23 protein-coding genes and 2 rRNA genes (1 of these 25 only partly in view) are annotated in these 25,013 nt (G+C 35.3%); 14 read left to right on the top strand and 11 right to left on the bottom strand.

From position 1 onward, the window contains the following. Window positions 1–91 precede the first annotated feature (91 nt). The 7 genes from EG339_RS08310 (at window position 92) to ribA (ending at window position 5,567) form a co-directional block, all read left to right on the top strand. Complete coding sequence (locus EG339_RS08310; protein WP_123869782.1) at window positions 92–1,108, top strand: sugar phosphate nucleotidyltransferase; 1,017 nt, start codon at window positions 92–94, stop codon at window positions 1,106–1,108. Between the two features lie 110 nt (window positions 1,109–1,218). Further along, window positions 1,219–2,064, top strand: coding sequence for a DUF4292 domain-containing protein (locus EG339_RS08305; RefSeq protein ID WP_123869781.1), 846 nt, complete (start codon window positions 1,219–1,221; stop codon window positions 2,062–2,064). After that, a complete protein-coding gene (locus tag EG339_RS08300) occupies window positions 2,061–3,623 on the top strand; it encodes a murein hydrolase activator EnvC family protein (RefSeq protein WP_123869780.1) in 1,563 nt (520 codons plus the stop codon). The genes EG339_RS08305 and EG339_RS08300 overlap by 4 nt, the downstream gene beginning before the upstream one ends. 31 nt (window positions 3,624–3,654) lie before the next feature. Further along, window positions 3,655–3,867 carry a Sec-independent protein translocase subunit TatA/TatB gene (locus EG339_RS08295; RefSeq protein ID WP_123869779.1) on the top strand — a complete coding sequence of 71 codons (213 nt, stop codon included), beginning with the start codon at window positions 3,655–3,657 and terminating at the stop codon, window positions 3,865–3,867. Window positions 3,868–3,882: 15 nt separating this feature from the next. Next, window positions 3,883–4,497 (top strand): DUF4254 domain-containing protein, encoded by a 615-nt coding sequence (locus tag EG339_RS08290; RefSeq protein WP_066699602.1) that lies wholly within the window; start codon window positions 3,883–3,885, stop codon window positions 4,495–4,497. Beyond that, window positions 4,494–4,952, top strand: coding sequence for a hypothetical protein (locus tag EG339_RS08285; RefSeq protein WP_123869778.1), 459 nt, complete (start codon window positions 4,494–4,496; stop codon window positions 4,950–4,952). Before EG339_RS08290 ends, EG339_RS08285 begins: the two co-directional genes overlap by 4 nt. A gap of 18 nt (window positions 4,953–4,970) precedes the next feature. Next, a complete protein-coding gene (gene ribA / locus EG339_RS08280; RefSeq protein ID WP_123869777.1) occupies window positions 4,971–5,567 on the top strand; it encodes a GTP cyclohydrolase II in 597 nt (198 codons plus the stop codon). 217 nt (window positions 5,568–5,784) lie between these two features. On the opposite strand, the gene EG339_RS08275 is transcribed toward ribA, so the two are convergent. Beyond that, the gene (locus EG339_RS08275; RefSeq protein WP_123869776.1) at window positions 5,785–6,336 is read right to left on the bottom strand and encodes a hypothetical protein; all 552 of its coding nucleotides are present in this window, start codon (window positions 6,334–6,336) and stop codon (window positions 5,785–5,787) included. 116 nt (window positions 6,337–6,452) lie between these two features. Between EG339_RS08275 and EG339_RS08270 the strand changes: the two genes are divergently transcribed. From EG339_RS08270 to EG339_RS08250, 5 genes are read left to right on the top strand one after another with little or no spacing between them, the layout of a single operon-like run. After that, a complete protein-coding gene (locus EG339_RS08270) occupies window positions 6,453–8,156 on the top strand; it encodes a glycoside hydrolase family 3 protein (RefSeq protein ID WP_123869775.1) in 1,704 nt (567 codons plus the stop codon). Window positions 8,157–8,181: 25 nt separating this feature from the next. Next, on the top strand, window positions 8,182–9,330 hold the full coding sequence (bshA, locus tag EG339_RS08265; protein ID WP_123869774.1) for an N-acetyl-alpha-D-glucosaminyl L-malate synthase BshA: 1,149 nt from the start codon (window positions 8,182–8,184) through the stop codon (window positions 9,328–9,330). Window positions 9,331–9,357: 27 nt separating this feature from the next. Continuing rightward, a complete protein-coding gene (locus tag EG339_RS08260; RefSeq protein WP_123869773.1) occupies window positions 9,358–10,617 on the top strand; it encodes a DUF2851 family protein in 1,260 nt (419 codons plus the stop codon). A gap of 1 nt (window position 10,618) precedes the next feature. Continuing rightward, window positions 10,619–10,840, top strand: coding sequence for a PspC family transcriptional regulator (locus EG339_RS08255; RefSeq protein ID WP_034695702.1), 222 nt, complete (start codon window positions 10,619–10,621; stop codon window positions 10,838–10,840). Window positions 10,841–10,842: 2 nt separating this feature from the next. Next, window positions 10,843–11,355, top strand: coding sequence for a GNAT family N-acetyltransferase (locus EG339_RS08250; RefSeq protein ID WP_123869772.1), 513 nt, complete (start codon window positions 10,843–10,845; stop codon window positions 11,353–11,355). A 96-nt stretch (window positions 11,356–11,451) separates the two neighbouring features. Here the strand turns inward: EG339_RS08250 and EG339_RS08245 are convergent, their stop codons facing one another. The 3 genes from EG339_RS08245 to EG339_RS08235 form a co-directional block, all read right to left on the bottom strand. After that, window positions 11,452–12,186, bottom strand: a complete 735-nt coding sequence (locus tag EG339_RS08245) for an SIMPL domain-containing protein (RefSeq protein WP_123869771.1) — start codon at window positions 12,184–12,186, stop codon at window positions 11,452–11,454. Between the two features lie 91 nt (window positions 12,187–12,277). Then, window positions 12,278–13,090: a peptidase associated/transthyretin-like domain-containing protein gene (locus EG339_RS08240; protein WP_228459723.1), complete on the bottom strand. Its 813-nt coding sequence runs from the start codon at window positions 13,088–13,090 to the stop codon at window positions 12,278–12,280. Between the two features lie 30 nt (window positions 13,091–13,120). After that, window positions 13,121–13,921 (bottom strand): hypothetical protein, encoded by an 801-nt coding sequence (locus EG339_RS08235; protein WP_123869770.1) that lies wholly within the window; start codon window positions 13,919–13,921, stop codon window positions 13,121–13,123. Window positions 13,922–14,103: 182 nt separating this feature from the next. Between EG339_RS08235 and EG339_RS08230 the strand changes: the two genes are divergently transcribed. Both EG339_RS08230 and EG339_RS08225 read left to right on the top strand, forming a co-directional pair. Then, entirely contained in the window at window positions 14,104–17,244 is a 3,141-nt protein-coding gene (locus EG339_RS08230; protein ID WP_123869769.1) for a UvrD-helicase domain-containing protein, read from the top strand. Between the two features lie 208 nt (window positions 17,245–17,452). After that, on the top strand, window positions 17,453–17,677 hold the full coding sequence (locus EG339_RS08225; RefSeq protein WP_123869768.1) for a hypothetical protein: 225 nt from the start codon (window positions 17,453–17,455) through the stop codon (window positions 17,675–17,677). A gap of 176 nt (window positions 17,678–17,853) precedes the next feature. On the opposite strand, the gene EG339_RS08220 is transcribed toward EG339_RS08225, so the two are convergent. The 7 genes from EG339_RS08220 to EG339_RS08190 all read right to left on the bottom strand — a co-directional run. Beyond that, window positions 17,854–18,363, bottom strand: a complete 510-nt coding sequence (locus EG339_RS08220; RefSeq protein WP_105704292.1) for a ferritin — start codon at window positions 18,361–18,363, stop codon at window positions 17,854–17,856. A gap of 127 nt (window positions 18,364–18,490) precedes the next feature. Continuing rightward, window positions 18,491–18,937, bottom strand: a complete 447-nt coding sequence (locus tag EG339_RS08215; protein ID WP_123869767.1) for a hypothetical protein — start codon at window positions 18,935–18,937, stop codon at window positions 18,491–18,493. 178 nt (window positions 18,938–19,115) lie between these two features. After that, window positions 19,116–20,165, bottom strand: a complete 1,050-nt coding sequence (locus tag EG339_RS08210) for a hypothetical protein (protein WP_123869766.1) — start codon at window positions 20,163–20,165, stop codon at window positions 19,116–19,118. A gap of 139 nt (window positions 20,166–20,304) precedes the next feature. Then, window positions 20,305–22,956: a 4-alpha-glucanotransferase gene (locus tag EG339_RS08205; protein ID WP_123869765.1), complete on the bottom strand. Its 2,652-nt coding sequence runs from the start codon at window positions 22,954–22,956 to the stop codon at window positions 20,305–20,307. 139 nt (window positions 22,957–23,095) lie between these two features. Further along, on the bottom strand, window positions 23,096–24,265 hold the full coding sequence (locus EG339_RS08200; RefSeq protein WP_123869764.1) for a T9SS type A sorting domain-containing protein: 1,170 nt from the start codon (window positions 24,263–24,265) through the stop codon (window positions 23,096–23,098). Between the two features lie 447 nt (window positions 24,266–24,712). Beyond that, window positions 24,713–24,820, bottom strand: a 5S ribosomal RNA gene (gene rrf / locus EG339_RS08195). 179 nt (window positions 24,821–24,999) lie between these two features. After that, window positions 25,000–25,013 (bottom strand): 23S ribosomal RNA (locus tag EG339_RS08190); it runs 2,741 nt beyond the window's last position.

Genomic DNA, 25,013 nt, shown 5'->3' with positions numbered 1-25,013 from the left:
CGTGATAAATATTACTTTTTCGAAATGTTTTAATTATTATATTTAGCCCAAAATACACTACATTTAAACAAAAAACATTGTTATATCATCTATGAAAATTATTGTTCCAATGGCTGGACGTGGTTCCAGATTACGTCCACATACATTAACAGTTCCAAAACCACTTATCCCTATCGCAGGAAAACCTATTGTACAGAGATTAGTGGAAGATATTGCTAAAGTTGCAGGAGAAGAAATTGAAGAGGTAGCATTTATTATCGGAGATTTTGGCCCTGAGATTGAAAAATCTTTAATCCAGATTGCTGAAAAACTGGGAGCAAAGGGAAGTATATATTATCAGAATGATCCTCTTGGAACTGCTCATGCCATCAAATGTGCTGAACAATCAATGACAGGAGATGTGGTTATCGCTTTTGCTGACACTCTTTTCCGGGCAGACTTCCAATTGGATAAAAACTCAGATGGAGTAATCTGGGTAAAAAGCGTAGAAGATCCATCTGCATTCGGGGTTGTAAAACTTGATAACTACGGATTCATTACTGATTTCGTTGAAAAGCCTAAAACTTTCGTATCAGACCTTGCCATTATTGGTATTTATTACTTCAACAATGCGGAAAAACTGATGGAAGAGATCAATTATATCATGGACAATGATATTAAAAATGGCGGAGAATACCAATTAACTACGGCATTAGAAAACTTAAGATCAAAAGGTGCTAAATTCACATTAGGAAAAGTAAATGACTGGATGGACTGCGGAAATAAAAATGCTACAGTGGAAACCAACAGCAAGATCCTTGCATACGAAAAGACTGAAATGGCCAATTTTCCTGCTTCTGCTGTGATTGAAAATTCACTAATCATCCCGCCATGCTTCATCGGAGAAAATGTAAAAATCTCTAATTCTAAAATAGGACCTGGAGTTTCTTTAGGAAATAATACCATTATTGTAAATTCTAATATTGAAAACTCTCTGATCCAGGAAAACACAAGAATCAACCACGGAAACCTTTCCAATTCTATGATTGGTAATTCTGCCCAATACTTTGGTGTGGCAAGAGAAATTTCTCTGGGAGATTATTCCGTTTTAGATTTCCTTTCCAAATAATAAGATTAGAAATTCTTTAATTTAAATAAGATAAAACCAAACCACACAAAATGTTTTTGTGTGGTTTGGCGTTAATATTGCACCGTTATTTTAATTGAAAAGATAAATACATGAAAAATTGGATCCCACTTCTTTTATTACTTCTTGCCTTATCATCCTGCAAAACCCGTAATGCCGTAAAGAATGAAACAGGCAATACTAAAGACAGCATCAAAACTGCAGAAGACAGTAATAACCCAAAAGATGTAAACCAGCCGGTAAGAGATAAACTTACCTTTTACGAACATGTATTGATCCCACCAAAGTTTGAGCAGATCAAAATTGACAGTAAAGTACGGGTAGAAACAGGAAGCTTTATTCCCACATTGGATGCCACCATTTACATTGAAAATGATAAAAAGGTCTGGATGAACCTGAGAGCTCTTTTCCTGAATGTGGCAAGAGGAATTGCTACTCCGGAAGGAATAAAAGGACAGGACAAAACCAGCAAGACTTATATTGATTCTGATTTCGATTATCTCAACAACCTACTGAATGTTAATTTCATTGATTACAAAGCACTTGAAAAAATCCTGTTGGGAAGAACTTTTGTAAAGATTAATGATTCCCAGTTTACACTTACTCAAAATGCACAGGGTTATAAAATGATTTCTAATGTAAACCAGAAAATTGTGACCGATGAAAAAAACAGGGAGTATAAAATTGCGCTGCAATACGACACCAATTATGATTTATTGAGTGTCAACCTAAAGGATGTCTTATCTCCGGATGAACTCGAAATATCCTATAGTGACTGGAATGAATACAACGGAATCCGCCTTCCTCAAAATGTTAAAATAATTATAAAAGGCTCAAAATCTAGTCAGATTTTACTGGAAAACACGAAATTTGACTTTTCGAGGATGGAAACACCTTATTCTGTACCATCCAGTTATAAGAAAATTGAGATTAAATGATTAAAAAATTTAGCTTTTTAATAGGTGTTCTTATGTTCGGACTGCACCAGGGACAGCAGAAGAAAGAACAACTGCAGAAGCAGAATGCCGAACTTAAAAAACAAATTGCACAAATAAATACAGATTTAGCTAAAACAAGAAGCGAATCTAAACTTTCCATAGCGTACCTTACCAGCGTTAATCAAAAGTTAGTACTAAGAGAAAAGGTCTACAATAATACTCAAAAAGAAAAGAGGTTTATTGAAGATGATATCTATCTGAAACAACTTGAAATTAACCGCCAGAATAAGGAATTGGCAGTTCTGAGAAAGAACTATGCTGAAGTCTTGGTGAATGCTTATAAAAATAAAGGGGTACAGAATAAGGTAACCTTTATCCTTTCATCTAAAAACCTGGGAGAAGCCATCCGAAGAGTACAATACCTTAAGCAATATTCGGATTACCAGGATAAAAAAGCAGCTGAAATTACCGATGCTGCCAATCAGATCAAAAAAACTATTGCACAGCGACAAAACTCTGTAAAAGAAAAAGAAAACCTTCTGGTAAACCAACAGAAGGACTTAGCTACTATTAATGCAGAAAGAGCCCAAAAAGAGCAGTTGGTAGCTGAATTTAAAAAGAATGAATCAAAACTTACTGCTGAACTGAAACAGAAACAGGTTCAATCTAAAGCGCTTGAAGGACAGATCCGAGCCATCATTGCTGAAGAGATCAGAATTGCAAAAGCAGAAGAAGAAGCCAGAAGAAAAGCAGAAGCAGAAAAAATACGTTTAGCAAAACTTGCTGCAGAAAGAGAAAAAGCAAGAATTGAAGCTGAAGCTAAAGCAAGAGCTGAAGCTTTGGAAAGAGAAAGAAGAATAGCTGAAGCTGAAGCCAAAAAAGCAGCTGAGCTGGCAGCAAGAAGAGCAGAAGAAGAAAGAAAGCGAAATGAAGAGGCAGCAAGAGCAGAAGCCAGTGCCAGAGATGAAGCAAGAAAACTGGCAGCTAAAAAAGCATCAGACGAAGCAGCGGTTAAGGCAAAAGAAGCAGCTGATAAACTGGCAGCAGCAAGAGCAGCTGAATTAGCCCTGGCCAAGAGAAAAGAAGAAGACAAAAAAGCGGCAGAATCAAAAGCAATGACAAACTATGGAGTTACTACCTCCGCAGGAAGCAGTTTTGCTGAAAGCAGGGGAAGACTAGGATATCCTGCAGACAGAGCCGGCCAGATTACTCACCGTTTCGGAAGACAGCCACACCCGGTTTTCAAAAATATTACAGAAGAAAATAACGGTATTAAGATTTCCGTACCATCAGGCACCCGTGCAAAATCGGTATATCCGGGATCTGTATCTTCAGTGCTTGCAAACAATGACGGAACAAAAACCGTTATCATTAAACATGGAAGTTACTTTACCATTTATTCCAACTTAGGAGGAGTAAGTGTTTCCAAAGGACAACAGGTTTCTGCAGGAACACCGGTAGGAACTGTAGCTCAGGATTTTGATGGTGCCTATACCCTTGATTTCCAAGTATGGAACGGAAGTACACCAGTTGATCCACTAGGTTGGATTTCATATTAAAAAAAGTGTAACTTTGCAAAAATTTTAAGAGATGAATACACTAACAATACTTGCCATATCTTGGCAGCATATCCTTATCGTAGCGATCGTTTTAGTATTGCTTTTTGGAGGAAAGAAAATTCCGGAACTCATGAGAGGTGTTGGTTCAGGAATCAAAGAATTTAAAGATGCGGTAAAAGAAGAAGACAAACCAGGGTCTGAAAACAAATCGTCTTCAGCAAACAATAATTCTTCAAGCAACTAAAATTCCTTAGAATTAATGAAATTTACTGAGACTGCATGGAAAGTCTTCAATCAATCTATTGAAGACTATCACGTGTCTGATGACGTTAACACTCTAATTAATAACCCGTTCGAAAAAGATAGTTTGGAACGGATTTTGTATGCAAAGAACTGGATTGATACCGTTCAATGGCATCTGGAAGATATTATTAGAGATGAGAATATTGATCCGGCTGAAGCTCTTCAACTCAAGAGAACAATAGACGCCTCCAATCAGAAAAGAACTGATCTGGTAGAATATATTGACAGCTGGTTCCTTAATAAGTTTGAAAATATAACTCCTAAACCTGAAGCAAAGATAAATACGGAAACTCCCGCCTGGGCAGTAGACAGATTATCAATTCTTGCCTTAAAGGTTTATCATATGTCATTAGAAGCCAATAGAGAATCCGCTTCTGAAGAACACAGGAACAATTGCCAGGCTAAACTGGATGTTCTGCTTACTCAGAAAGAAGACCTATCTACTTCTATAGATCAGTTGCTTGCTGATATTGAAAACGGTAACGTTAAGATGAAGGTATACAAACAAATGAAAATGTATAACGATGAAAGTCTTAACCCAATCCTTTATCAAAAAGGGCAACAAAAATGAAAAGACTAGTTTTTTTTGGAGTATTACTAATATTAACATCTTCCTGCGCAACGGAAAAGCTTAACCTTTCTCCGCTGTCAAATAACTTTTATAGCGATACAAAAGGCTCCGATTCTGATAGGGGATCAAAGAAGAGTTTTAATATCAATATCAAGGAAAACGTAAACGCTTCTGAGATCTCAAATATCATCTCTACTTTCCCTAAGTTTAAAGACAGCGGGCTTAATGATGAAATCACAAGTTTGAAATACAGTCTTCAGAATTATTTATATGCTATTGATGCCAATAATTCTACAGGCAAAAGCAGAGCGTTGAAAAGCTTCGAAAAATCATACAAAAAAATTCAAAAGCAAAGACAAAGCCTTGAAAAAGATGATGATGAAGTTCTTAACAGATACTTGGTACGTTTAAAAACCAATATTTCTGTGATTGAAGATGCTTTACCAGGAAGTTAAAAACTAATTGAACTATCAATGATTAAAATTCAGGCGGAAGCCAATGTTCCTACAGAGCACGGCAATTTCCGAATGATTGCTTTCTCCGAAAATGAAAACGACTGGATGCCTCATATGGCCATCATCGCAGACAATACAGATTTTTCAAAACCTGTTAATGTACGTTTCCATTCAGAATGTATTACCGGAGAAGTTTTCCATTCAAAAAAATGTGAATGTGGCCAGCAATTGGATGCTGCCATGAAATACATCCATGAAAACGGAGGTATTATTATTTACCTTCGTCAGGAAGGCCGTAATATTGGTATCATTAATAAATTAAAAGCATATTCATTACAGGAAAAAGGACTTGACACCGTACAGGCCAATCTTGAACTTGGACTTCCTGCAGATGACAGAAACTTTGGAGTAGCCATTGAAATTCTTAACCTGCTGGATGTAAAAGATGTCAACCTTCTTACCAATAATCCTGAAAAGGTAAAATATGTGCAAGATAGCAATGTTCATCTCAACTCAAGGATACCATTACAAATTCCGGCCAACGAGATTAGTAAAGGCTATCTACAGACCAAAAAAGATTTCTTTGGCCATCTTCTCGATGACAATGATAAATAAATAAAATAATAGCTTCGGATTGAATTCTGAAGCTTTTTTATTATATAAAAACCCAAACTATTCCAAAATCAATAGACTATACGAAAAACGACTTATGTTAAAGGGACGAACTATCTTTATATAAACTCCCTTACATATTATTCCATAAAATCAAAAGCCCCGGAAGAGAACTCCCGGAGCTTTTTTAATTATAAAAAACTGAAAAGATATTTCTTAATTAGTGAGCGTTGATAGTTTGAACTTTAGACTCATCAATGTTATAATACTTAACTACAGCATTGTAATCACTGAAATCAACGCTAGTACTTGCTTTTGCTGTTTTTTTCGCTGGATCAGCTGGTACTAATACAATTCTGAACGTTTGATTGTTCAAATAATTGTCTACTTCTGCCTGAGACATGCTCGCAAGATTAAAGTTAGCATCATCAATTCTTACCTGAACTGTTTTATTATCAAAAACAAAATTATAATCGAATTTTCTCGGCGAAACAGAAGTCGATGCATCTACATATACTGTCTTCGGAATCTGTTGCCAAGCATTCCCTGCTCTTCTGTACACCAATACAACATCTGTTGTTTCAATACTGATATCAGCATTCAAAACATATTTATCAGTTGCAGTAAATGTACCTGTTAAGTCTTTCATGATGGGAAAAGTATCATTATCCTGACCTGGATTTACCACAACCGGATCGTCATTGCTATTATCACAACTATAGGTAAGAAATCCGACACCAGCTAATAATATAAATGGAAGAATTTTTTTCATTTCTGTAAATGTTTAGTTATTATTTATATTGCGTATTCAAATCATATACCAAAAATTTCAAAATCTTTGTTTTTGTCAATTTTTTTAATTGTATTTTTGTTCTTATTCAAAAAGTCATGAAGAAATTATTATATACTTCACTCTTTATTGCAGCTTTAATCAGCCCTGGGATTAATGCCCAGTACCAACCCAAAAATACTTCGAAAGAAGACATGAAAAAGGCTCAGCAGTGGGTTGAAAAAACGTATAAAAACCTTTCACAGGATGAAAAGCTGGGGCAGCTTTTTATAGTTGCACTTTATACCAATAAAGGAGAAGACTATATCAATCAGGTAAGAAATATCGTTACTAATGATAAAATCGGAGGTTTGATTCTAATGCAGGATGATGCTGCAAGAGAAATCAATCTTGTTAATGAATTCCAGCAGAAATCCAAAGTTCCTTTAATGATCGGAATGGATGCTGAATGGGGCTTATTCCAGAGAATTGCAACGGCACATAAATTCCCATGGGCAATGACTTTGGGAGCAATTCAGGATAAAAATTTAATCTATCAGATGTCTGCTAAAATTGCAGAAGACTGCCACAGAATGGGAGTCAACTGGGATTTTGCTCCGGTAGTGGATGTAAATACCAATCCGAACAACCCTATCATCGGTAACAGAAGTTTTGGTTCTGAGGTTGATAATGTTATCAGCTCTGCCCTATCCTATTCCAACGGACTTCAGGACAACAATATATTAGCTGCGATCAAACATTTCCCCGGTCACGGTGATACAAGCACAGATTCTCACCTTGACCTTCCGGTAGTTCCCCATAATATGGAAAGGCTTAACTCAACAGAACTGGCACCTTTCAAAGCTTTAATGAATAAAGGTATTGGCGGCGTTATGGTAGCACACTTATATGTTCCGAGCTTAGAATCAGGAAAAGGAATTCCCGCTTCTGTTTCTAAAAATATCATTACAGGGTTATTGAAAGATAAACTTGGTTATAAGGGATTAATTATTACAGATGCCTTAAATATGGGTGCTGTTGCCAATAAATACAAGCCTGGTGAACTGGACGCTATGGCATTTAAGGCAGGAAACGATATTATGCTTTTCTCTCAGGGAGTCTCCGAAGGAAAAAAGCTGATTCAGAAAGCTATTGACACTAAAGAAATCCCTCAATCCAGGGTAGAAGAAAGTGTAAAAAAGATCCTTTTAACAAAATACTTTCTGGGACTTACGCAATACTCTCCAAAAAATCCGGAGAATATCAATACTGACCTGAATAATGATTCTCATAAAACATTGGTTCAGAACCTTTATTCCAATGCATTAACCTTATTAAAGGATGAAAAAAAGTTACTTCCACTATCCGGAAAGCAGGTTTATTATGTTCCTTTAGAAGAAGCTCCTTACCAGACATTTGCTAATAGAATGGGTTCAAGCATTGTGATTAAAAAAGCAAGCGATATCAATACAATTCCGGCGGGATCTACAGTGATTGTTGGTTTTCACAAGGATAATTCAACAGCTTATAAACCATATAAAATATCTTCAGAATCTAAAAAGGTTCTTGCCGACCTTACTAAAAATCAAAACGTCATTCTTAATGTATTCGGAAGCGCTTATGCTTTGAAAGACATTGATCTTTCTAAAGTTTCAACAGTTCTGGTATCATACGAAAACAATGACGATTCTATGAATGCAACGGCAGATGCATTAAACGGAAAAACAAAAATCTGGGGCAGGCTTCCTGTATTGGTTAACGATCAGCTGAAGCCGGGAATGGGTATGGACCTGAATTCTGTTTCCCTGATGAATACAAAATAAACAACATCAAAACAACAATAATCTAATGAAAATAGGCATACTTTGCTATCCTACCTATGGTGGAAGCGGAATTGTAGCAACAGAACTGGGGATGTCCCTTGCCAATAAAGGATATGAAGTACACTTCATCAGCTCTGCCCTTCCTGCAAGATTAGACATTACCAATCCGAATATTTTTTTTCACAGAGTAAATGTTCAAACCTATCCGCTTTTCCAATATCAGCCTTATGATATTGCGTTGAGCTCTATGATCTACAGGGTTGTTAATCTTTATAAGCTGGACCTGCTACATGCTCATTATGCCATTCCTTATGCATATGCAGCATTTACCGCTAAGCAGATGTTACAGGAAGACAATAATGATATTCCTTTGGTAACGACTCTTCACGGGACAGATATTACCCTTGTAGGTCAGCATCCGAGTTATAAACATGCAGTGGAATTTTCTATCAATCGGTCAGATGCCATTACTTCGGTTTCTGAAAGCCTGAAAAAGGATACCCTTCAGTTCTTTAATATCAAAAAAGAAATCCAGGTGATTACCAACTTTATTGATAATTCTGAATTTGATGATTGTACGGAATGCCAGAGAACCCAGTTTGCCAATCCTGATGAAAAAATTCTGATCCATGTATCGAATCTTCGTCCTGTAAAACGTGTGGATGAGGTGTTGCAAATCTTTAAAAATGTTGAGAAAAAGGTAAAATCCAAGCTTATCATCATTGGTGAAGGTCCAGATATGGAAAAGATAAATCAGTTCCTTGAAGAAAACCCGGATCTTATTTCAAAAATCCGTCTTCTGGGGAAAGTAAATGACCTTTATAAGATCCTTCAGCTTTCTGATGTATTTTTACTTCCTTCGGAACAGGAAAGCTTTGGTCTGGCAGCATTGGAAGCAATGGCAGCTTATACTCCGGTTATCAGCTCAAATGCTGGCGGGATTCCTGAAGTAAATATTCAGGGAGAAACAGGATATTTAGCAGAAATTGGAAATGTAGAAGCTATGAGCAACTATACGATCAAGCTATTAAGCAATGAAGAACTTTTAGCCAAAATGAAAAAAAATGCGAAAGAACAGGCTATAAAATTCGATTTAAAAAATATTCTTCCTATATATGAGAAAATGTATAGAACAACTATAGAAAATTTTAAAAAAGAGTTGACAAAAGTATAATATTTCTATTATATTTATTGTCACACTATGACGGAAAAATTACTTCAATATCTTTGGAACTATAAGGTTTTCAAATATTTTGACTTCAAGGATATTGAAGGAAATCCCGTTGAGATCATACAATTCGGAAAATGGAACAAAGATGCCGGCCCGGATTTCCTAGATTCAAAAATCAAAATCAACGGTTTGGTTCTCGCCGGAAATATAGAACTGCACATCCGTTCTTCGGACTGGATTTTCCATAATCACTCCCAGGATCCGAATTACCAGAATATTATTCTTCACGTTGTTTTTCAGCATGACATTGAAATTAGCCAACTCTCGGATCAGAAAGTTCCCACTCTTGAACTTAAACATTATATTGACGAAAATATAATCTGGAAATATGAAAGATTAATTAATGGCAATCAGTTTATTGCCTGTGAGAGTATTTTTAGCAAAGATAAAATTCCGGTAAATTTTCATGAAGGAAATATTCTGAAAAAACTGGAAGAAAAATCTGCTGAATTTGAGCAAAGTTTAGTTCTTTATAAAAATAATTTTGAAACTGTTTTATTCCACAGTCTTTCTTATTCTTTCGGGCTAAAAGTGAATGCCTATATCTTCAGACAGATTGCAGAAAGTGTGGATTATGGTATTATCAACAAGATCCGTCAGAATCCTCTGCAACTTGAAGCACTGTTGTTCGGAATCTCAGGATGGCTTACTAGCCCTGAAGATGGACAAATGAAAATATGGAAACGGGAATTTGATTTTCTTAAAGCAAAATTTAAACTTTCGGATCTGATATTTCATCCTAAATTTTTAAGATTACGCCCACCAAATTTTCCGACAATACGTTTGTCTCAGCTGGCTGATCTCTACCGGCAACAAAATCTATTTTCAAAAATTATGGAAGCAGAGCATATTGATGAACTGTATAATATTTTTAAATCTGTAAAAGCTTCTGAATACTGGGATTGTCATTTTAATTTCGGAACAATTTCCAAAGTACAGCCTAAAACGTTAACAAAGGGTTTTATTGATCTCATTATTCTGAATACCATTCTTCCTTTAAAGTATGTTTATCATAAATACCACAGTGAAGAAATTGTAGATAAGATTATAGACCTTTATCAGAATATTCCTGCTGAAAAAAATTCTTTAATACAGAGCTGGAAAGATCTTGGAATATCTGTCACCAACGCCATGGAAAGCCAGAGTCTGATTTATCACTATAAAAATTCATGTGACGAAAAAAATTGCTTAACTTGCAGTATTGGATTTAAACTTTTAAAAGAATCTTGAAATGCTAAGTAATATCCGCCATAAAATGGAAAGAGAATGGTTTGGTGTACTGACGAGAACAGGTGCCAAGCTGGGAATTCCAGTTTCCAAATTAAGGATCTTCTTTATTTATTCTACTTTTGCTACAGCCGGTTTTTTCTTTCTGATCTATCTGGGTTTGGCATTCACTTTGTGGATTAAAGATATTTTTATCACAAGAAGACCAAGTGTCTTTGATTTATAATTATGGAATTTTTACCAATTACTTCTGCTGAAGATTATAGAATTCAGGAAATCTATACTTCTTATACCAATACCTTTCCTGTAGACGAGCAACGAGGTAAAGAACAGTTTCTGGATTTATTTTCCAATCCGAAAGTAAAATTTATGTCTATACTTCATGATTCCGAATCAATAGGCTACCTCATCTTATGGGAACTGAGCTCATTTGTTTTTGTAGAACATTTTGAAGTATTTGAGGCATTCAGAAGCAAGAAACTAGGATCCAATATCATGCAGCACCTATTGGAAAACTATCCGAGAATTATTCTGGAAATTGAACCTGAAGACCTGAATGATGATGCTAAAAGACGCTATTCTTTCTACCAAAGAAATAGCTTCAGTCTGATTGATACTACCCATATACAGCCAAGTTATGGAGAAGGAAAACAGTCTCTAAACTTATGGTTATTGGCCAATTATTCTCCTGAAAATGTAGAGGAGCTTAAAACTGAAATCTGTGATATTGTTTATCATTAAAATAAGTACGCCGGAATATTTTCCGGCGTTATTTTTTTATCGTGAGCGAAAGGTTATTTGAATAAAAGAGTTAACCACTGGCTAAAAAATTATCATTTAATTTACTTCGTATTCTAATTTTATAGTGATGCTTGCTTCTTTTTCTTTAGAAGAAGTATTGAATGTCCCGCCGTAGGAATAATCTTCGTTTGAGTTGGGAGCCGTGATCTGAATAACACCCATTGTTGCCTTTTTAAGATTCCCTAAGCTGCTACCGGAGTTTTCAGCAATTTTTTCAGCTCTTTCTTTAGCATCTTTTGTTGCACTGGCGATCATTTCCTGTTTTACCGTAGCCAGTTTTGTATAAAAATAGGAAGGAGAAGAAGAAGTAAATTCAATTCCACGGTTGATAATTTCAGTGATATTTCTTGATAAGTTTTCAATTTTACCTACTTCCTTACTTTCTATAGATACACTTTGAGTAAGATTATAACCGGAAAATTCCCCCTGCACATAGTTTCCATTGGAATCATTATAACTTCTGAACTGCTTCTGAATATCTACGGAAGAAAATACAATCTCGTTTTGTTTTATTCCTTTTGAAATCAGATAATCATTAATCACCTTTCTATCCAAAGCCAATTCATCATAAGCTGATTTCAGATCCGGATTATTCTTTGAAAAACTGCCGGACCAGGTAATCAGGTCAGACGTAAATTGCTTGGTTCCCAAGCCTGTTACAGAGATCGTATTTTCAGATTTATTTCTGTTTTTGATTGCATTTCCTAAAAAACCGAGGCCCAGAACAAATCCCAAAGCTCCTACCGCCACCGCAATAATATTCTTATTCATAAAATTCGTGATTTTGATTTGATTATGAGATTATTGCAGCAATTTTCATTCCAAAATTTTAAGATTTTCTTAACATTTAAGAAGCTTAATTTTATTTGTGCCTGTTATTTAATCTTTCAATAAAAACCGGGATAACTTCTTCCATTCTCAATAGGACACCTGACAGATTTCTGGCTTTCACATATGTTCTAACCTGAGGTTTTGCTGAAAATGAAAATTCAATGAATTCTGAAATTTTATCTGCCGGAATTCCAGCTTTTACAAAATAATCATCTTCTACCCTGCTTCTAACCCAGGTAATATGTTCCTGCAGGTCGTCATATCTGTATTGTCTTTTCTGCCTCCTTGCCTTCCCGCTTATCAGATCATAAACTCCCTGTACATTAAGATTTCCAAGCAGTATAGGTAAAAGAATACTTTTCACTTCAGCAGGCTTCTCCCTCATTTTCCCCACAGGTTCCGGAAGACCAACAGCCTGCTTTACCTGTTCTCCTTTATCCACCTTCGCTACAATTCTGGAATCCTGTTCCAGATCCCCGGATAACTTCTTTACAATTTTCACTTCTCCAACATCTTTGGGAATCTGAAAAAGAGTTATCAGCAATTGAGCGTTAACCCCATCTGCAAGAACCCGTCTGGAAACTCTCCTGAAATCTTGTTTTACAAACCTCAGTTCATCATTAGGATTGGCCTCAATGGCAAACATTCCCTGAGAGTTGGAGTATACTTTTTTATCCGTATTTATATTAACAATGGTTACAGCACTTAAACTTTCCCCATTTTCATCAATAATTCTTCCGGATACCGTCTGTTGGGAAAACAAGAGGCTGGTGCACAAAAGTATAAGGAAAAGAAATCCTTTTTCCCAGTATGTAATGATGATATTTGTGAAATTATAGTTCAATTGTACTTTTATCTTTTAAAAAACTTTTATTTATTGGGTATCAAGCTTATTTAATTTGCGGTATTCAGCAAAAGCTACCTGCAGTTCAAATTTCAGCACATCTTTATTAAAGTCTTTTCTGAATTTTTTGGAAAGATATCTCGTTTCTTCCGCATACAGTAAAAATGCATCAATCTGTTCATCTCCCATCCCATATTTCCTAAGGAAATCTAAATTTACTTCATTTTTAAGCCGTATCATAAAATCCTGAAATTCTATATAGTTTGCTTTTGTAATCTTCGGCTTTGTTGCTTTATTAAATAAATTAGCAATTTCACCAATAACTCCCAAAACATCTACCTGTCCTACCTTATAATCGGGACCTGTAAAGGTTTTAGAAATGGATTTGTCAGGTAAAGGCTCGTTTAAAGGTGTTCGCATATATTTTGACATATCCGATTTTAAAGACCTTAGCTTTTGGGACTCATTAAGACGCTTACTGTCTTTTTCAAGATTTCCTGTAGGTTTAAAAGCTATTTTTACTTCCGGAATCTGGATCTCAGCCTTTTGGAGGATCATCAGCACCGGCGTATTGAAATCTTCTTTCGAAATTTTTTTACCCGCACGGTAATATCCTTCTTTTACGGCTCTTATTTCGTCATTTTCACCGGCATCTATCATGAATTTCCCTGAAGCGTCACTTAATACAGAGGTATTTTTTGAAATATTGATGATTAGTACAGGATTAATATTGATATTACTGTTATCTGTAACAAGCCCTGATATCTTTTGCTGCGAGAATGCATAGCTGAAGAAAATCAGAGATAGAAAAAGAAGTAGTTTGAATTTCACGGATTATTTTTTATAGAGCAAAGCTAAAATTATTTTTACATTATAGCATAAGTTTAACCACCATTAACGCCTTTTAATATTTCTTTCTGCCTTTTGCTGCCGAAACTGTTAAATAGGCGGATTGAATTGTTAAATTTTCTTTTAAATTTTAGCTAACTTGCAGTCTCAATTCTCTTTTAGCAATGCAAAATTCTTATACAGTCATCAATGCTTCTGCCGGTTCCGGGAAAACATATGCCCTGGTTCAGCGGCTTCTGATGATCTGTCTTCGTTATCCTAATCAACAGCAATCGATCAGGAATATTCTTGCTCTAACCTTTACCAATAAGGCTGCCAACGAGATGAAAGAAAGAATTTTATCGTGGCTCGGAAATTTCTCAGCCAGTAATTATGCAGAGAATGCTGATCTTAAAAATATTCAGAAGACTTTTGAAGAGGAAGGATTAAAAATTACTATTGATGATCTGCATCAGCGGTCTAAAAGGTTATTAGATCATATTCTTCATAACTATTCTACTTTAAATATCGGAACGATTGACCGTTTTAACTCCAGGCTGGTAAGAAGCTTTTCTTATGAGTTAGGGCTGGCAAAAAATTTCAATCTGGAAATTGAAGCTGAACCATTCCTGATTGAAGCAGTGGATAAAATGCTGGATCAGATTGGTGAGAATGAAACCATCTCCAACTCTTTCATGGATTATGTGGATTACAGTCTCGAAAATAATGAAAGAATTAATCTTAACAAAAATCTTTATGACTCTGCAAAGGAGTTTGTAAAAGATATTCACTATGAACACCTGAAAAACAATGATCGTTTTGATGACACCAATTATGAAAACATCAAAAACGCACTTCGCAAGGAGATTGTTCTGAACAAAAAACAGGCTGCAGAACTTGCTGCCAACTCTATTGAATTATTCAAATCCAGGAATATTGAAATTGAAGATTTTGCCCAGGGAAAAAACGGAATAGGTGGGTTCTTTATCAAAGTAATTGATTTCTACCAACAGAAAAGAGCTGGTTTTCCTTTTCCTACTACACAGGAGGAGTCTGTCATCAACAATTACAGAAAAGGAGCTTCTTCAAAATCAAAACATAAAGAAGCCGAAATTTTTGAAATTCTGGATCAGCTGATTGAAAACAGAATGAAACTTATTCTTCTGTATATTGAAACCCAGAAAAAAGAAAAGGTTCTATCTGCCCTTCTTCCTTTGAAGGTAAATAAGGATATTCAGGATGAGCTGAAGAAAATTGAGGAAGAGAATGACCTTGTACTATTATCAAAATTTAATATTCTTATCAATGAGAATCTTAAAAATGAACCTTCTGCTTTTATTTATGAAAAGGTAGGGGCACAGTTTCAGCATTATTTCTTTGATGAATTTCAGGATACCTCCGAGCTGCAATGGCAGAACTTTGTTCCGCTGAGGGATCATAGTGTTTCCACAGAATATACTTCATTTACCCTTGTAGGAGACCCAAAACAGAGTATCTACAGGTTCCGTGGCGGGGAAAGTAAACTGATGCTGGATATCATTAACAAAAAAGAATTTTCTCCCAAGGAAGCAGATCTCCTTATTCTTAAGGACAACTGGAGAAGCGCCAGAAACATTGTGCAGTTCAACAATGAGCTGTACCAGTATCATTCTCTGGAATTGGAAGAGGAGCATAAAAATATCTTTGGCGCAGATGCTGAGCAGACACCTAAATCTAAAATTGAAGGACGTGTAAAAGTAAACCTGATCGAAAATCTTACCAATGAAGAGTTTTATGATGATACATCAGAGAGCATGAGGAAAGATATCCAGGAATGTCTGGATAATGGATTTAAGTTCTCAGATATTACCATCCTGTGCCGTGGAAATTTTGATATTTTCAGCTATTCCCAGAAGCTTGGAAATTTAAAGGTGAATTATCATGGCGAGGAAACCAATATTAAAACCATTTCTGATAAAGGTCTGACATTGGAACTTTCCAACACCTTAAAAGCGGTCATTGAGTTTTTAAGATGGGAAATTAACCCGAAGAACAAACCCTGTCTTATTATGATGATGTATTATCTGAATACTTTGGGGAAAATTCACATGGCAGATTTTACACTGGAAATGAAAGAGATTCTGGATATTGAAACCCACGAAGAAATTCTTCAGTTTATACAGGAGAAATATTCTCTACAGCTGAAACAGGATCATTTTCCACGATTCAACCTGTATAATTTTATAGAGTATTATATCAATGAATTTTCAGTAGAAAATAAGGAAACGGATTTCCTGATGAACTTTTTGGAAATGCTTTTCAATTTTACTCAAAATGCAGGTGCAAGTACCAAAGAATTTTTAAAATACTGGGATGAAGAGGCATCGTCCTACACTATTCAGGCTTCGGAAAATATTGATGCTATCCAGATCATGACTATCCACAAATCTAAAGGGCTGGAATTCCCTATTGTTTTTATTCCTATGATGAACAAGAACCGGGATAGTGAATTTACCAACTGGTTTGAGACAAATGAAAGTGATGCCTTAAAATCAGTCAACATTAATCAGTTCAGTAAGAATCTTGAAGTGTATGATGAGGAAATTCAAAAATTCAATAAGAAAAATTCATATAAAAATCTTATTGACAGGCTGTGTTTACAGTATGTAGCAACAACAAGGCCTGTTGAGCAGTTATTTTTTTATCTTCAGAAAGCTAATAAAACTTCGAATAATCTTGAGCTTTTAGAATTTATTCAGACTAAAAACACTGAAAATGCAGATTCATTTGATCTGTATGAGGTGAAGCCTGATATGCTAAAAAAACATTCAAAAACGAAGACCTCTTCTTTTAAAACGCAGAATATTCAGAATCTGAAAAACGTTAATGAAAAGAGTACTTCCATCAAAATCGCCACTCCATCTAAGAACTATCAGGTTCGAAACGAAAAAGTAAGAATCGGGCTTTTTGTGCATGAGCTTTTGTCTAAGATCAATACTGAAAAAGATATTAACAAAGTATTGGAAGGCTATGCCCTGGAAGGTCAGATTACCCTGGAAGAAAAGAATGAAATACAAATCACTCTACAGGAGATTGTCAAAACATATTCGGAATTCTTTGATGAAAAGTGGGAAGTTATCAATGAAAAGGATATTATGATCTCTGAAAATGGGGAAAGTTATATCTCAAGACCTGACCGTATTCTAAAAAGTGAAGAAGGCTATATTATTGTAGATTTTAAAACCGGTGAGCAGAAAGATAAGGATGAAGAACAGGTACAGGGCTACAAAAATATTCTTGAAAGACTGGGCAAAAAAGTTCTGAAAACGCAGATCATTTATCTGTAAGTTTTCTTAGATAGAATCTTCAATAGTGTTTGCCCAAAAATATAGCATCTACAACAAATTAAGGTCCTACTTCTTAACCAAAATATAATACTTGGAAGAGCACCTGAGACAATAGATTAAATTGTATCTTCAACACATAAAAAAGCGACTGGAAAAACATAAAATCATCTTATGCTTAAAAACTAACACAAGTATTAATGATATAGCCATGAAAATTTATTTTATCTCATTTCTTATAAGCATCATTATGATCGCGCTATCCGGAATTGTCATATTTAATATTCTTGATTATACTGATCCTTCCATAACCAGGGAAGGTTTCAGATATATGCCTACGGAAAATCTGGTAAAGTCCTTATTTTTAAGTTTTATTATAGGAGCTATCACTTTTATTACTGCTGTCAGAATACAAAGACTAAAGCAGAATAAATAACACCCGGATTAAAACAGTGTAAGGCCACTAAAATGGTATCGTTAACGCTAATATTTCCGATTAGCTTCAGTGCTTTCATTATTTACCATCAATAGCAGCCATAGTCAGCTAAAAATAAAAAAAACCGCTATTGCAGGGAATAACGGTTTTTATATTGTTAAAAAACTTTTAAGTTTTTAAGCAGTTGTATTGGGAGTAAATACTCTCTGTGATAATTCCTGGTCAAAAAGGTATAATGCAGATGGGTTATCGCACACCATTTTGATTTTTGTTACATACTGAGAAGCGCTAGCTTCCTCTTCTACCTGTTCGTTGATGAACCACTGCAGGAACGATGTTGTCGCAAAATCTCCCTCTTCATTGGCATTCTTTACAATATTGAAAATACTTTTAGTTACAATTTTCTCATGTGCCAATGCTTTTTCAAAAATATCTGTTGCATTTTCGAACTCATGCGGCGGTTTTGGAATTTCTCCAATAATAATTTCTCCGCCTACGTCATTCAGATAATCAAACATTTTATCTGCGTGCATTAATTCTTCTTTGCTCTGTACTCTGAAGTAGTTAGCAATTCCATCTAAGTCTTTTCCTGAAAACCATGCAGACATTGAAAGATAATATTGAGCGGCATATTGTTCGTGGGCAATCTGTTCATTAATTAATTTTGCAATTTTTTCGCTAACCATAAGTATTAAATTTGTATTCAAAAATAGGGAATAAAAGCCCGAAATCAAAAGTTTTACGGAAAATTAATACGAAAAGGATGGAAAAAAGTCCATCCTTTACACAGTAAAAAATCAAAATTATAAATTGCTATTTTGCTTCAGGAGCAGCTGTATTCATAGGCTTTTTCATCATTCTTCTTTCTTTCATTGCCATTCTTTTCTGTTCCATTTTAGTTTTTCTGTCAGCCTGCCATTTATCATACTGCTCAGGAGTAAGAATTTTCTTCATATCAGCGTCCATTTGTGCTCTTTTAGCTTTCATTTCCTCCATTTTGGCCTGTCTTACTTCTTTATTCTTTTCAAATTCGGCTTTCATTTCGGCTTTTCTTGTTTCATGTAGCGCCTTTATTTGTGCTACCTGTGAAGCATTAAGATTAAGATCTTTCTGCATCTCTGCAAGATGCTCCTGCTCTTTTTGCTGCATTTTTTGTTGCATTTCTGCTCTTTTTGCCGCCCTGTCCTGTGGAGTTGTCTGTTGTGCCATTGCAAAACTTCCTATTCCGATAAATGCTATTGCTAAAACTAATTTTTTCATCTTTTTAAAATTTAATTATTGTTATTATACCTTTTTGATTCGGTATTAAACTATAGGTTAAATTAACACATTCATAAATAATGTTAATTTTTAACAAAAATAATTCAAACAGAACAACAAAAAAAGGACAGATTATAAAAACCTGCCCTTCACACCACTTAAATATAATATATGAAAATTAATTCCTTACCAGGCTTCCTCTAAAGCCTCCACTATTACCACGCCCTGGTGAAGAATTTTCAGATCTTTGTTGTCTGAAACCACCACTGTTTCCTCTGAATCCGCCATTATTTTCTCTTGATGGAGCAGCTTCGCGTCTCACTTCATTATTACCTCCTCTAAATCCGCCATTATTATTCCTGAAACCGCTGTTATCTGAGTTGCCTCTAAAGCTGCCGTTATCACTTCCTCCTCTGAAACCGCCGGAATTATTATTTCTAAAACCTCCATTATCGGAATTTCTTCTAAAACCGCTGTTATCCGAGTTACCTCTAAAACTGCCGTTATCACTTCCTCCTCTGAATCCGCCGGAATTATTATTTCTAAAGCCTCCATTATCGGAATTTCCTCTAAAACCGCCAGAGCTATTGCTTCTAAAACCATTATCTGGTCTGTTGCTGCCTCTTATTACTTCAAAGGTAGGATTATCCATTCTTCTTATCCTTGAGCGGTCTACCCTGTAAATATTAATGTTTACATTTCTATATCTTGGCATCACAGCATATCTTGGAGCATAGTATGATCTTCTGTAATTCTGGAAATATACGATAGGACTTGCCCCTCTGTAATAATTATTTTGGAAAACCACGAAAATTCTTGGTCCCATAATTCTTTCCAAAGCATAGAATCTATCATAATACCATCTGTCCGGATTATATCTGTAGAAATTATCCCAAGCCGCAAAACTTGCATACAGGTTATTAAGCCTGATAATCTGATCTACCTGCCAACGGCTTAATCTGTTCTGTATAAAGAATCCGTTCCAGTCGATATTGATAATACTGTTTCTGTAATCGTTATAATAACTTTGGTAATAATCTACCGGATAATAATCCTGAGGATAGTTATAATAATAATCATCAGGGAAATAGTTTCTGTCATCTTCGTCGCTGTAATAGCCTGCTCCATTCTGATAATAACCATCATCATCCCAACCATTATTCGGATACTGCTGAGCAGACGTCAGAACGCCGAGCCCAAAAGCTAATCCCAAAAATATTTTTTTCATCTCTATAGTCGTTAATTGGTTAATATATAGCAGAATATCTTAATTCTATCTTTTTGATATAAATACAAAAAAGAAGTTAAATCCTCAGATCAAACTTCTTTTAAAATATTATTAACTTACTGAAAATCAGGTGTTAAATTTACGATCTACCACTATCTTTTATCCAATGAGCAATTTTTTGATTGAACACTTTCTGGTTTTTAAGATCTTCCAGACCTATATGCATTCTATAGCGCCAATAATGGGGAAAAACAGCTGGATTATTAATTCTTTCATTATCCATTTTAGGATTGGTAAGAGCTATATCTGTAGCCAGGAATTCCTGAATAGGGAAAATAGCCAGCATAGATTCATTATATAAATGCTGTTTCATAATGATCTCTGCCAGGCCAGGAGTCAGTTCCGATGGAGCTTTTCCATACTGAACCAACTGTTGATTAAAATATCTCTGGGTTAAAGCAGGATCTTCTTTCCACCACTGTCTCAAGGTTGAACTGTCGTGAGACGAGGCAGTAACAACATTCATATAACTGGCATATCTCGGATCATAAAATGGTATATTCTCTGCAGGCATACGCTGAACTTTTAAAGCAATAATCGCCAGCTCATCCATTACAACCGGTACACAGGCGGGAACCATACCCAGATCCTCTCCACAGATCAGCATTTTCGTAGCATTCAGGATCACAGGCAGCTTTTCCATTGCTTTTTCATACCAAAGGCGATCCTGTCTTCTAAAGAAATAATCGTGATAGAGGTCATAAATACTTTTCTGTTCAGGTTCCGGAAGGTACTGATAAGATTCTGTATTATAAACATTGAACCTTGGATGATAAACTGTTTGTCCGTTTCTTTCTTCAGGTAAAAACAAAACATTGGCACACAGGGATACCAACTTTTCCTCAAGCGGGCCATGGGGATTTTTCTTAAAGAAGTCTACCAGCTTTCTCTGGGTATCAAATTCTTTTTTAAAAGAATAAGTTCCGTCTTCGTTGCGGTCCATAAATACAAGAGCCTTTCCACTATCTGCAGCAAAATATTTCCATAAAATTTCATTGTTGATAAACGGTTTGCAATATCTGTCAAATGTAAACGGAATCTGCCAAGCTTTAAATTCATCCGGAACAATGGGAACAGCAGGATAAAAATATCCTAAAATACCTTGTACAGCAGTGATTGGCATTCTCCATATTCTAAAGAAACCTAAAATATGATCAATCCTCATAGCATCAAAATACTGTTCTAATGCTTTGAATCTGTTCTTCCACCATCTGTAATCATCTGCCTTCATGGCTTCCCAGTTATAAGTAGGGAATTCCCAGTTTTGCCCAAGTTCTGTAAACTGATCCGGTGGTGCGCCAGCCTGGAAATCCATACCGAAAAGTTCAGGTTCAGTCCAGGCTTCTACAGAGTATCTGTAAATCCCGATAGGCAGGTCACCTTTTAAAGAAACACCAAGATTATGGGTATAGTCTACAGCATCTTTCAACTGAACATGAAGCTGGTACTGTACCCACGCATGAAGCATTGAAAGATCATAGTCCTTACTTTTCGTTGTAAAAAACTGAGCAATCTTACCTGCAATATATTTTTTATGAGTTTTCCACTCATTGAAGTTCGGAGTTTTATATTTATCCCTTAAAACACAGAATGCTGAATAAGGAACCAGCCAATATTCATTATCTTTAATGAATTTTTTGAAATTTCTGTCCTTATAGATTTTATCTTTTTCTGCATGGAAAACAGCCTTCAGATACTTCCATTTGCTCTCGATCATTTTTTCATAATCAATAAGCTCAAGCGCATTTAAAGCTTCTTTATCAGCCTCGTACTCTTTAACTAACTCTTTCGGTAAAGAAAAATCAAGTTTTTCTAATGAAATATATTGAGGATGTAAAGCATATACAGATACTGCGGCATATGGGTAAGAATCCGTCCATGAATAATTTGCCGTGGTATCATTAATAGGAAGAATCTGGATAATTCCAAGGTTCGTTTCTTTTGTCCAGTCTGCCAGTTTTTTAAGGTCTGAAAATTCTCCTACTCCAAAACCTTCTTCACTTCTTAAAGAAAATACAGGAACGGCAACTCCGGCATCATGATACATCTGATATCCTTTGAACCTGAAATAATGGTTGGAAACAATTTGTAAAACATCCGGCAAGGGATTCGCAACTGTTGATCTGTTTTCTCCTGTTTCTACATCTATTACCCTATTCTGTTTAATATCGTAAATACAGTATTTGAATTCAATAATTTCATTTTCAGGGATTTCAACAGACGCTTCCCAAAGACCAAAATCTGTCTGGTACAAAGGAACTACCCTGTTATAATCCCAGTGTCCTAAAGATGCAGTACTGCCGAACAATACAATTCTCCAATCCTTATTATAAATAGGAGCCTCAAGTCTGAATAAATGAGTATGTTTCTTTAAAATGGTTGATTTCTCAGGGGTAAAGTCGTGTAATTTATTGTATAGAATTTTATTGTTTAGATAATTTTCAGGAAAGTTTTTGTTATTCCATTCATCAAAAATGATAAATTCCTTATAGTTATGCGGAAAATTAAGATGATGCTGAACAAACTCGTCTCTTAAAACGCTTCCTTTTTCATTCACAACCCTGTACTGATAAGAAATGGATCTGGAAAAATAATCCACTTCACATTTCCACAAACCATTCTCTGCACAAAACATCGTATGGATATGAGCCGCTGTACCTTCTTCACGAATAACCAACTGCAGATTTTCTCCGGCTTTTACAATATATCCTACATTAAAGTATAGCTTCATCTATATTTTTTTATAAAAGTACATTTTAATATCGAAAAATAAAACTTGTTGAATATCAAATAATCATTAAAAAACCTCTCCAATCAGATTGAAAAGGCTTTTATGATAACTCTAATTTTATAGATCACTTTTTAGCCAGTTATTCTGTAATAAGAATTTTCTTGTTCAATAGTACTTTTCCTGATTCATCCGTAATATTTATAATATATGCTCCGTTAATCAGTCCTTTCAGGTACATCTTCTGATCCAGTGATCCATCTCTAACAGATAATCCCTCACTCATTACATTTTTACCGGACATATCAAAAACATTAAGTTTGATATTTCCCTTTACATTCTTATTATTGACGTGAACATTTACAAACTGTTCATTAACTCTTGTAGGATAAATGTCCAGATCAGCCAATGCTTTATTATTGATAGAGGCTCTATCATTCACAAAGTATTTACTGGCCAAATCATAAATATGAAGGTTTTGTTCTCCAGGAAGTTGTTTTGCCTGCAAAGTAGCAAGATCCACTTCGTATAAAGGGGCTCCTTTAGCACTTGCAATCGTCACTTTTCCTTGAGCGTTTACAGCAGAGCCATTCACAGAATAGTTATCTGGAATTCCTGCAATTTTACCCACAAATTTTGCCTTTAACTCTTTAGATGATACTTTAAAAACATTTCCGGAAGCTGCAAAAATATAAAAGTTATTATCTGAATCTGCTACCATGTCTCCACCAAATCCCGTTTCCATTGTAGTAAAAGAGTTCTTACCATTGGAAGCATCATCTTTTACTATTCCTAAATCAGAAACCACATACTGTCCTCCTTTTTTACTGATCTGTAAAAGCTGAGTACCTGAGTTATTCATGGCATAGATATTTCCATCGTACCCCGCAGTCATTCTTGTAATATGAGAATTAATATCGCAAGAAGTTGCTCTCACAATATTATTTTCTACCAAAGTAATTTCCTTGGTCTGAGGATTTAAAACATAAATGTTTGAAGAAAACATAGGCATATACACCAGATTATTATTTGATGAATCATATGCCAATGCCGCCATAGTAACAGCCTGAGAATTATTAAAAGAATTTTTATCCTCAGTAACCAATCCTCTTCTGGCCTGCGAAATAACTTTCGAAGATGAATCAGCAGTAAAAATCTTTTCACCGGAAGTACCAGTCATTGCATCTATTACACGGAAATCATTAAAATTAATAGACTGAGTATCCTTTCCTGTAATTGCATAAAAATCCTGTTGAGCCTGTGCATTCACACCTAGCAACATTAAAAATAGAGGGAATAAATGTTTTTTCATAGAATGTATATTTTAGATTCACAATCACTAAGTTACATAATTTACCTGTTAAAAAACAAAAAAATAACATGATTTCGACAAACTTATTAATAAAAGTATATAAATAATGAAATATCCTAAAGTACAATAATACCTCTATTCATTTCTCAGGAGCTGTCTCCCGCTATCCACTCATACTCCTCACACCCATGCTTACCGTGCCTGATCCTGCTCCTTCTCCAGTTCATGTTGCGGGGTAACCGCTCCTATCGGGGCTAGGAAAAATGCATGATAAATAATAAGCAATCTATAATTGCTGATATTCAGAAGTAAGAATCAGAGATAGTGATATACAGGCTAAATGAACCTGGTAAAGAGTTTAGTTTGGGTATTGGGTATTATACTCTTGGGTATGGCACAAAAAAAATCCTTTATCACAATGATAAAGGATTTTAAAAATAAAATAAAAACTGGCGGCGGCCTACTCTCCCGCGTTAGCAGTACCATCGGCGCTGGTGGGCTTAACTTCTGTGTTCGGAATGGGAACAGGTGAGCCCCACCGCTAAAACCACCCTAAAGAAGGTATATATTGTAAAATGTCGGTTGTATTATGTACAAGGTATTTATATCATACTTATTACATTCTATATTTTACAAGTTTTAAGCGATAAAAACTTTCACAAAGACAAAACCTTTACTGCGCATAAAGTACTTGTCATATTTATTATATTATAATTTTAGATTTAGCAACCATAGGCTATAAATCTAC

Origin of the sequence: Chryseobacterium bernardetii (genome assembly GCF_003815975.1) — a bacterium.
In the GTDB taxonomy this organism is placed as follows: Bacteria; Bacteroidota; Bacteroidia; order Flavobacteriales; family Weeksellaceae; genus Chryseobacterium; species Chryseobacterium bernardetii.
This window is presented reverse-complemented; position numbering and strand designations above follow the sequence as displayed.

Bases quoted from the DNA above. Each gene is read 5' to 3' on its own strand.
- EG339_RS08285 (WP_123869778.1), top strand. From the start codon at position 4,494: ATGAAAAGACTAGTTTTTTTTGGAGTATTACTAATATTAACATCTTCC.
- EG339_RS08230 (WP_123869769.1), top strand. From the start codon at position 14,104: ATGCAAAATTCTTATACAGTCATCAATGCTTCTGCCGGTTCCGGGAAA.
- ribA (WP_123869777.1), top strand. From the start codon at position 4,971: ATGATTAAAATTCAGGCGGAAGCCAATGTTCCTACAGAGCACGGCAAT.
- EG339_RS08260 (WP_123869773.1), top strand. From the start codon at position 9,358: ATGACGGAAAAATTACTTCAATATCTTTGGAACTATAAGGTTTTCAAA.
- EG339_RS08250 (WP_123869772.1), top strand. From the start codon at position 10,843: ATGGAATTTTTACCAATTACTTCTGCTGAAGATTATAGAATTCAGGAA.
- EG339_RS08215 (WP_123869767.1), bottom strand. From the start codon at position 18,937: ATGAAAAAATTAGTTTTAGCAATAGCATTTATCGGAATAGGAAGTTTT.
- EG339_RS08245 (WP_123869771.1), bottom strand. From the start codon at position 12,186: ATGAATAAGAATATTATTGCGGTGGCGGTAGGAGCTTTGGGATTTGTT.
- EG339_RS08275 (WP_123869776.1), bottom strand. From the start codon at position 6,336: ATGAAAAAAATTCTTCCATTTATATTATTAGCTGGTGTCGGATTTCTT.
- EG339_RS08200 (WP_123869764.1), bottom strand. From the start codon at position 24,265: ATGAAAAAACATTTATTCCCTCTATTTTTAATGTTGCTAGGTGTGAAT.
- EG339_RS08205 (WP_123869765.1), bottom strand. From the start codon at position 22,956: ATGAAGCTATACTTTAATGTAGGATATATTGTAAAAGCCGGAGAAAAT.
- EG339_RS08290 (WP_066699602.1), top strand. From the start codon at position 3,883: ATGAAATTTACTGAGACTGCATGGAAAGTCTTCAATCAATCTATTGAA.
- EG339_RS08220 (WP_105704292.1), bottom strand. From the start codon at position 18,363: ATGGTTAGCGAAAAAATTGCAAAATTAATTAATGAACAGATTGCCCAC.
- EG339_RS08300 (WP_123869780.1), top strand. From the start codon at position 2,061: ATGATTAAAAAATTTAGCTTTTTAATAGGTGTTCTTATGTTCGGACTG.
- EG339_RS08225 (WP_123869768.1), top strand. From the start codon at position 17,453: ATGAAAATTTATTTTATCTCATTTCTTATAAGCATCATTATGATCGCG.
- EG339_RS08255 (WP_034695702.1), top strand. From the start codon at position 10,619: ATGCTAAGTAATATCCGCCATAAAATGGAAAGAGAATGGTTTGGTGTA.
- EG339_RS08270 (WP_123869775.1), top strand. From the start codon at position 6,453: ATGAAGAAATTATTATATACTTCACTCTTTATTGCAGCTTTAATCAGC.
- EG339_RS08295 (WP_123869779.1), top strand. From the start codon at position 3,655: ATGAATACACTAACAATACTTGCCATATCTTGGCAGCATATCCTTATC.
- bshA (WP_123869774.1), top strand. From the start codon at position 8,182: ATGAAAATAGGCATACTTTGCTATCCTACCTATGGTGGAAGCGGAATT.
- EG339_RS08305 (WP_123869781.1), top strand. From the start codon at position 1,219: ATGAAAAATTGGATCCCACTTCTTTTATTACTTCTTGCCTTATCATCC.
- EG339_RS08210 (WP_123869766.1), bottom strand. From the start codon at position 20,165: ATGAAAAAAATATTTTTGGGATTAGCTTTTGGGCTCGGCGTTCTGACG.
- EG339_RS08310 (WP_123869782.1), top strand. From the start codon at position 92: ATGAAAATTATTGTTCCAATGGCTGGACGTGGTTCCAGATTACGTCCA.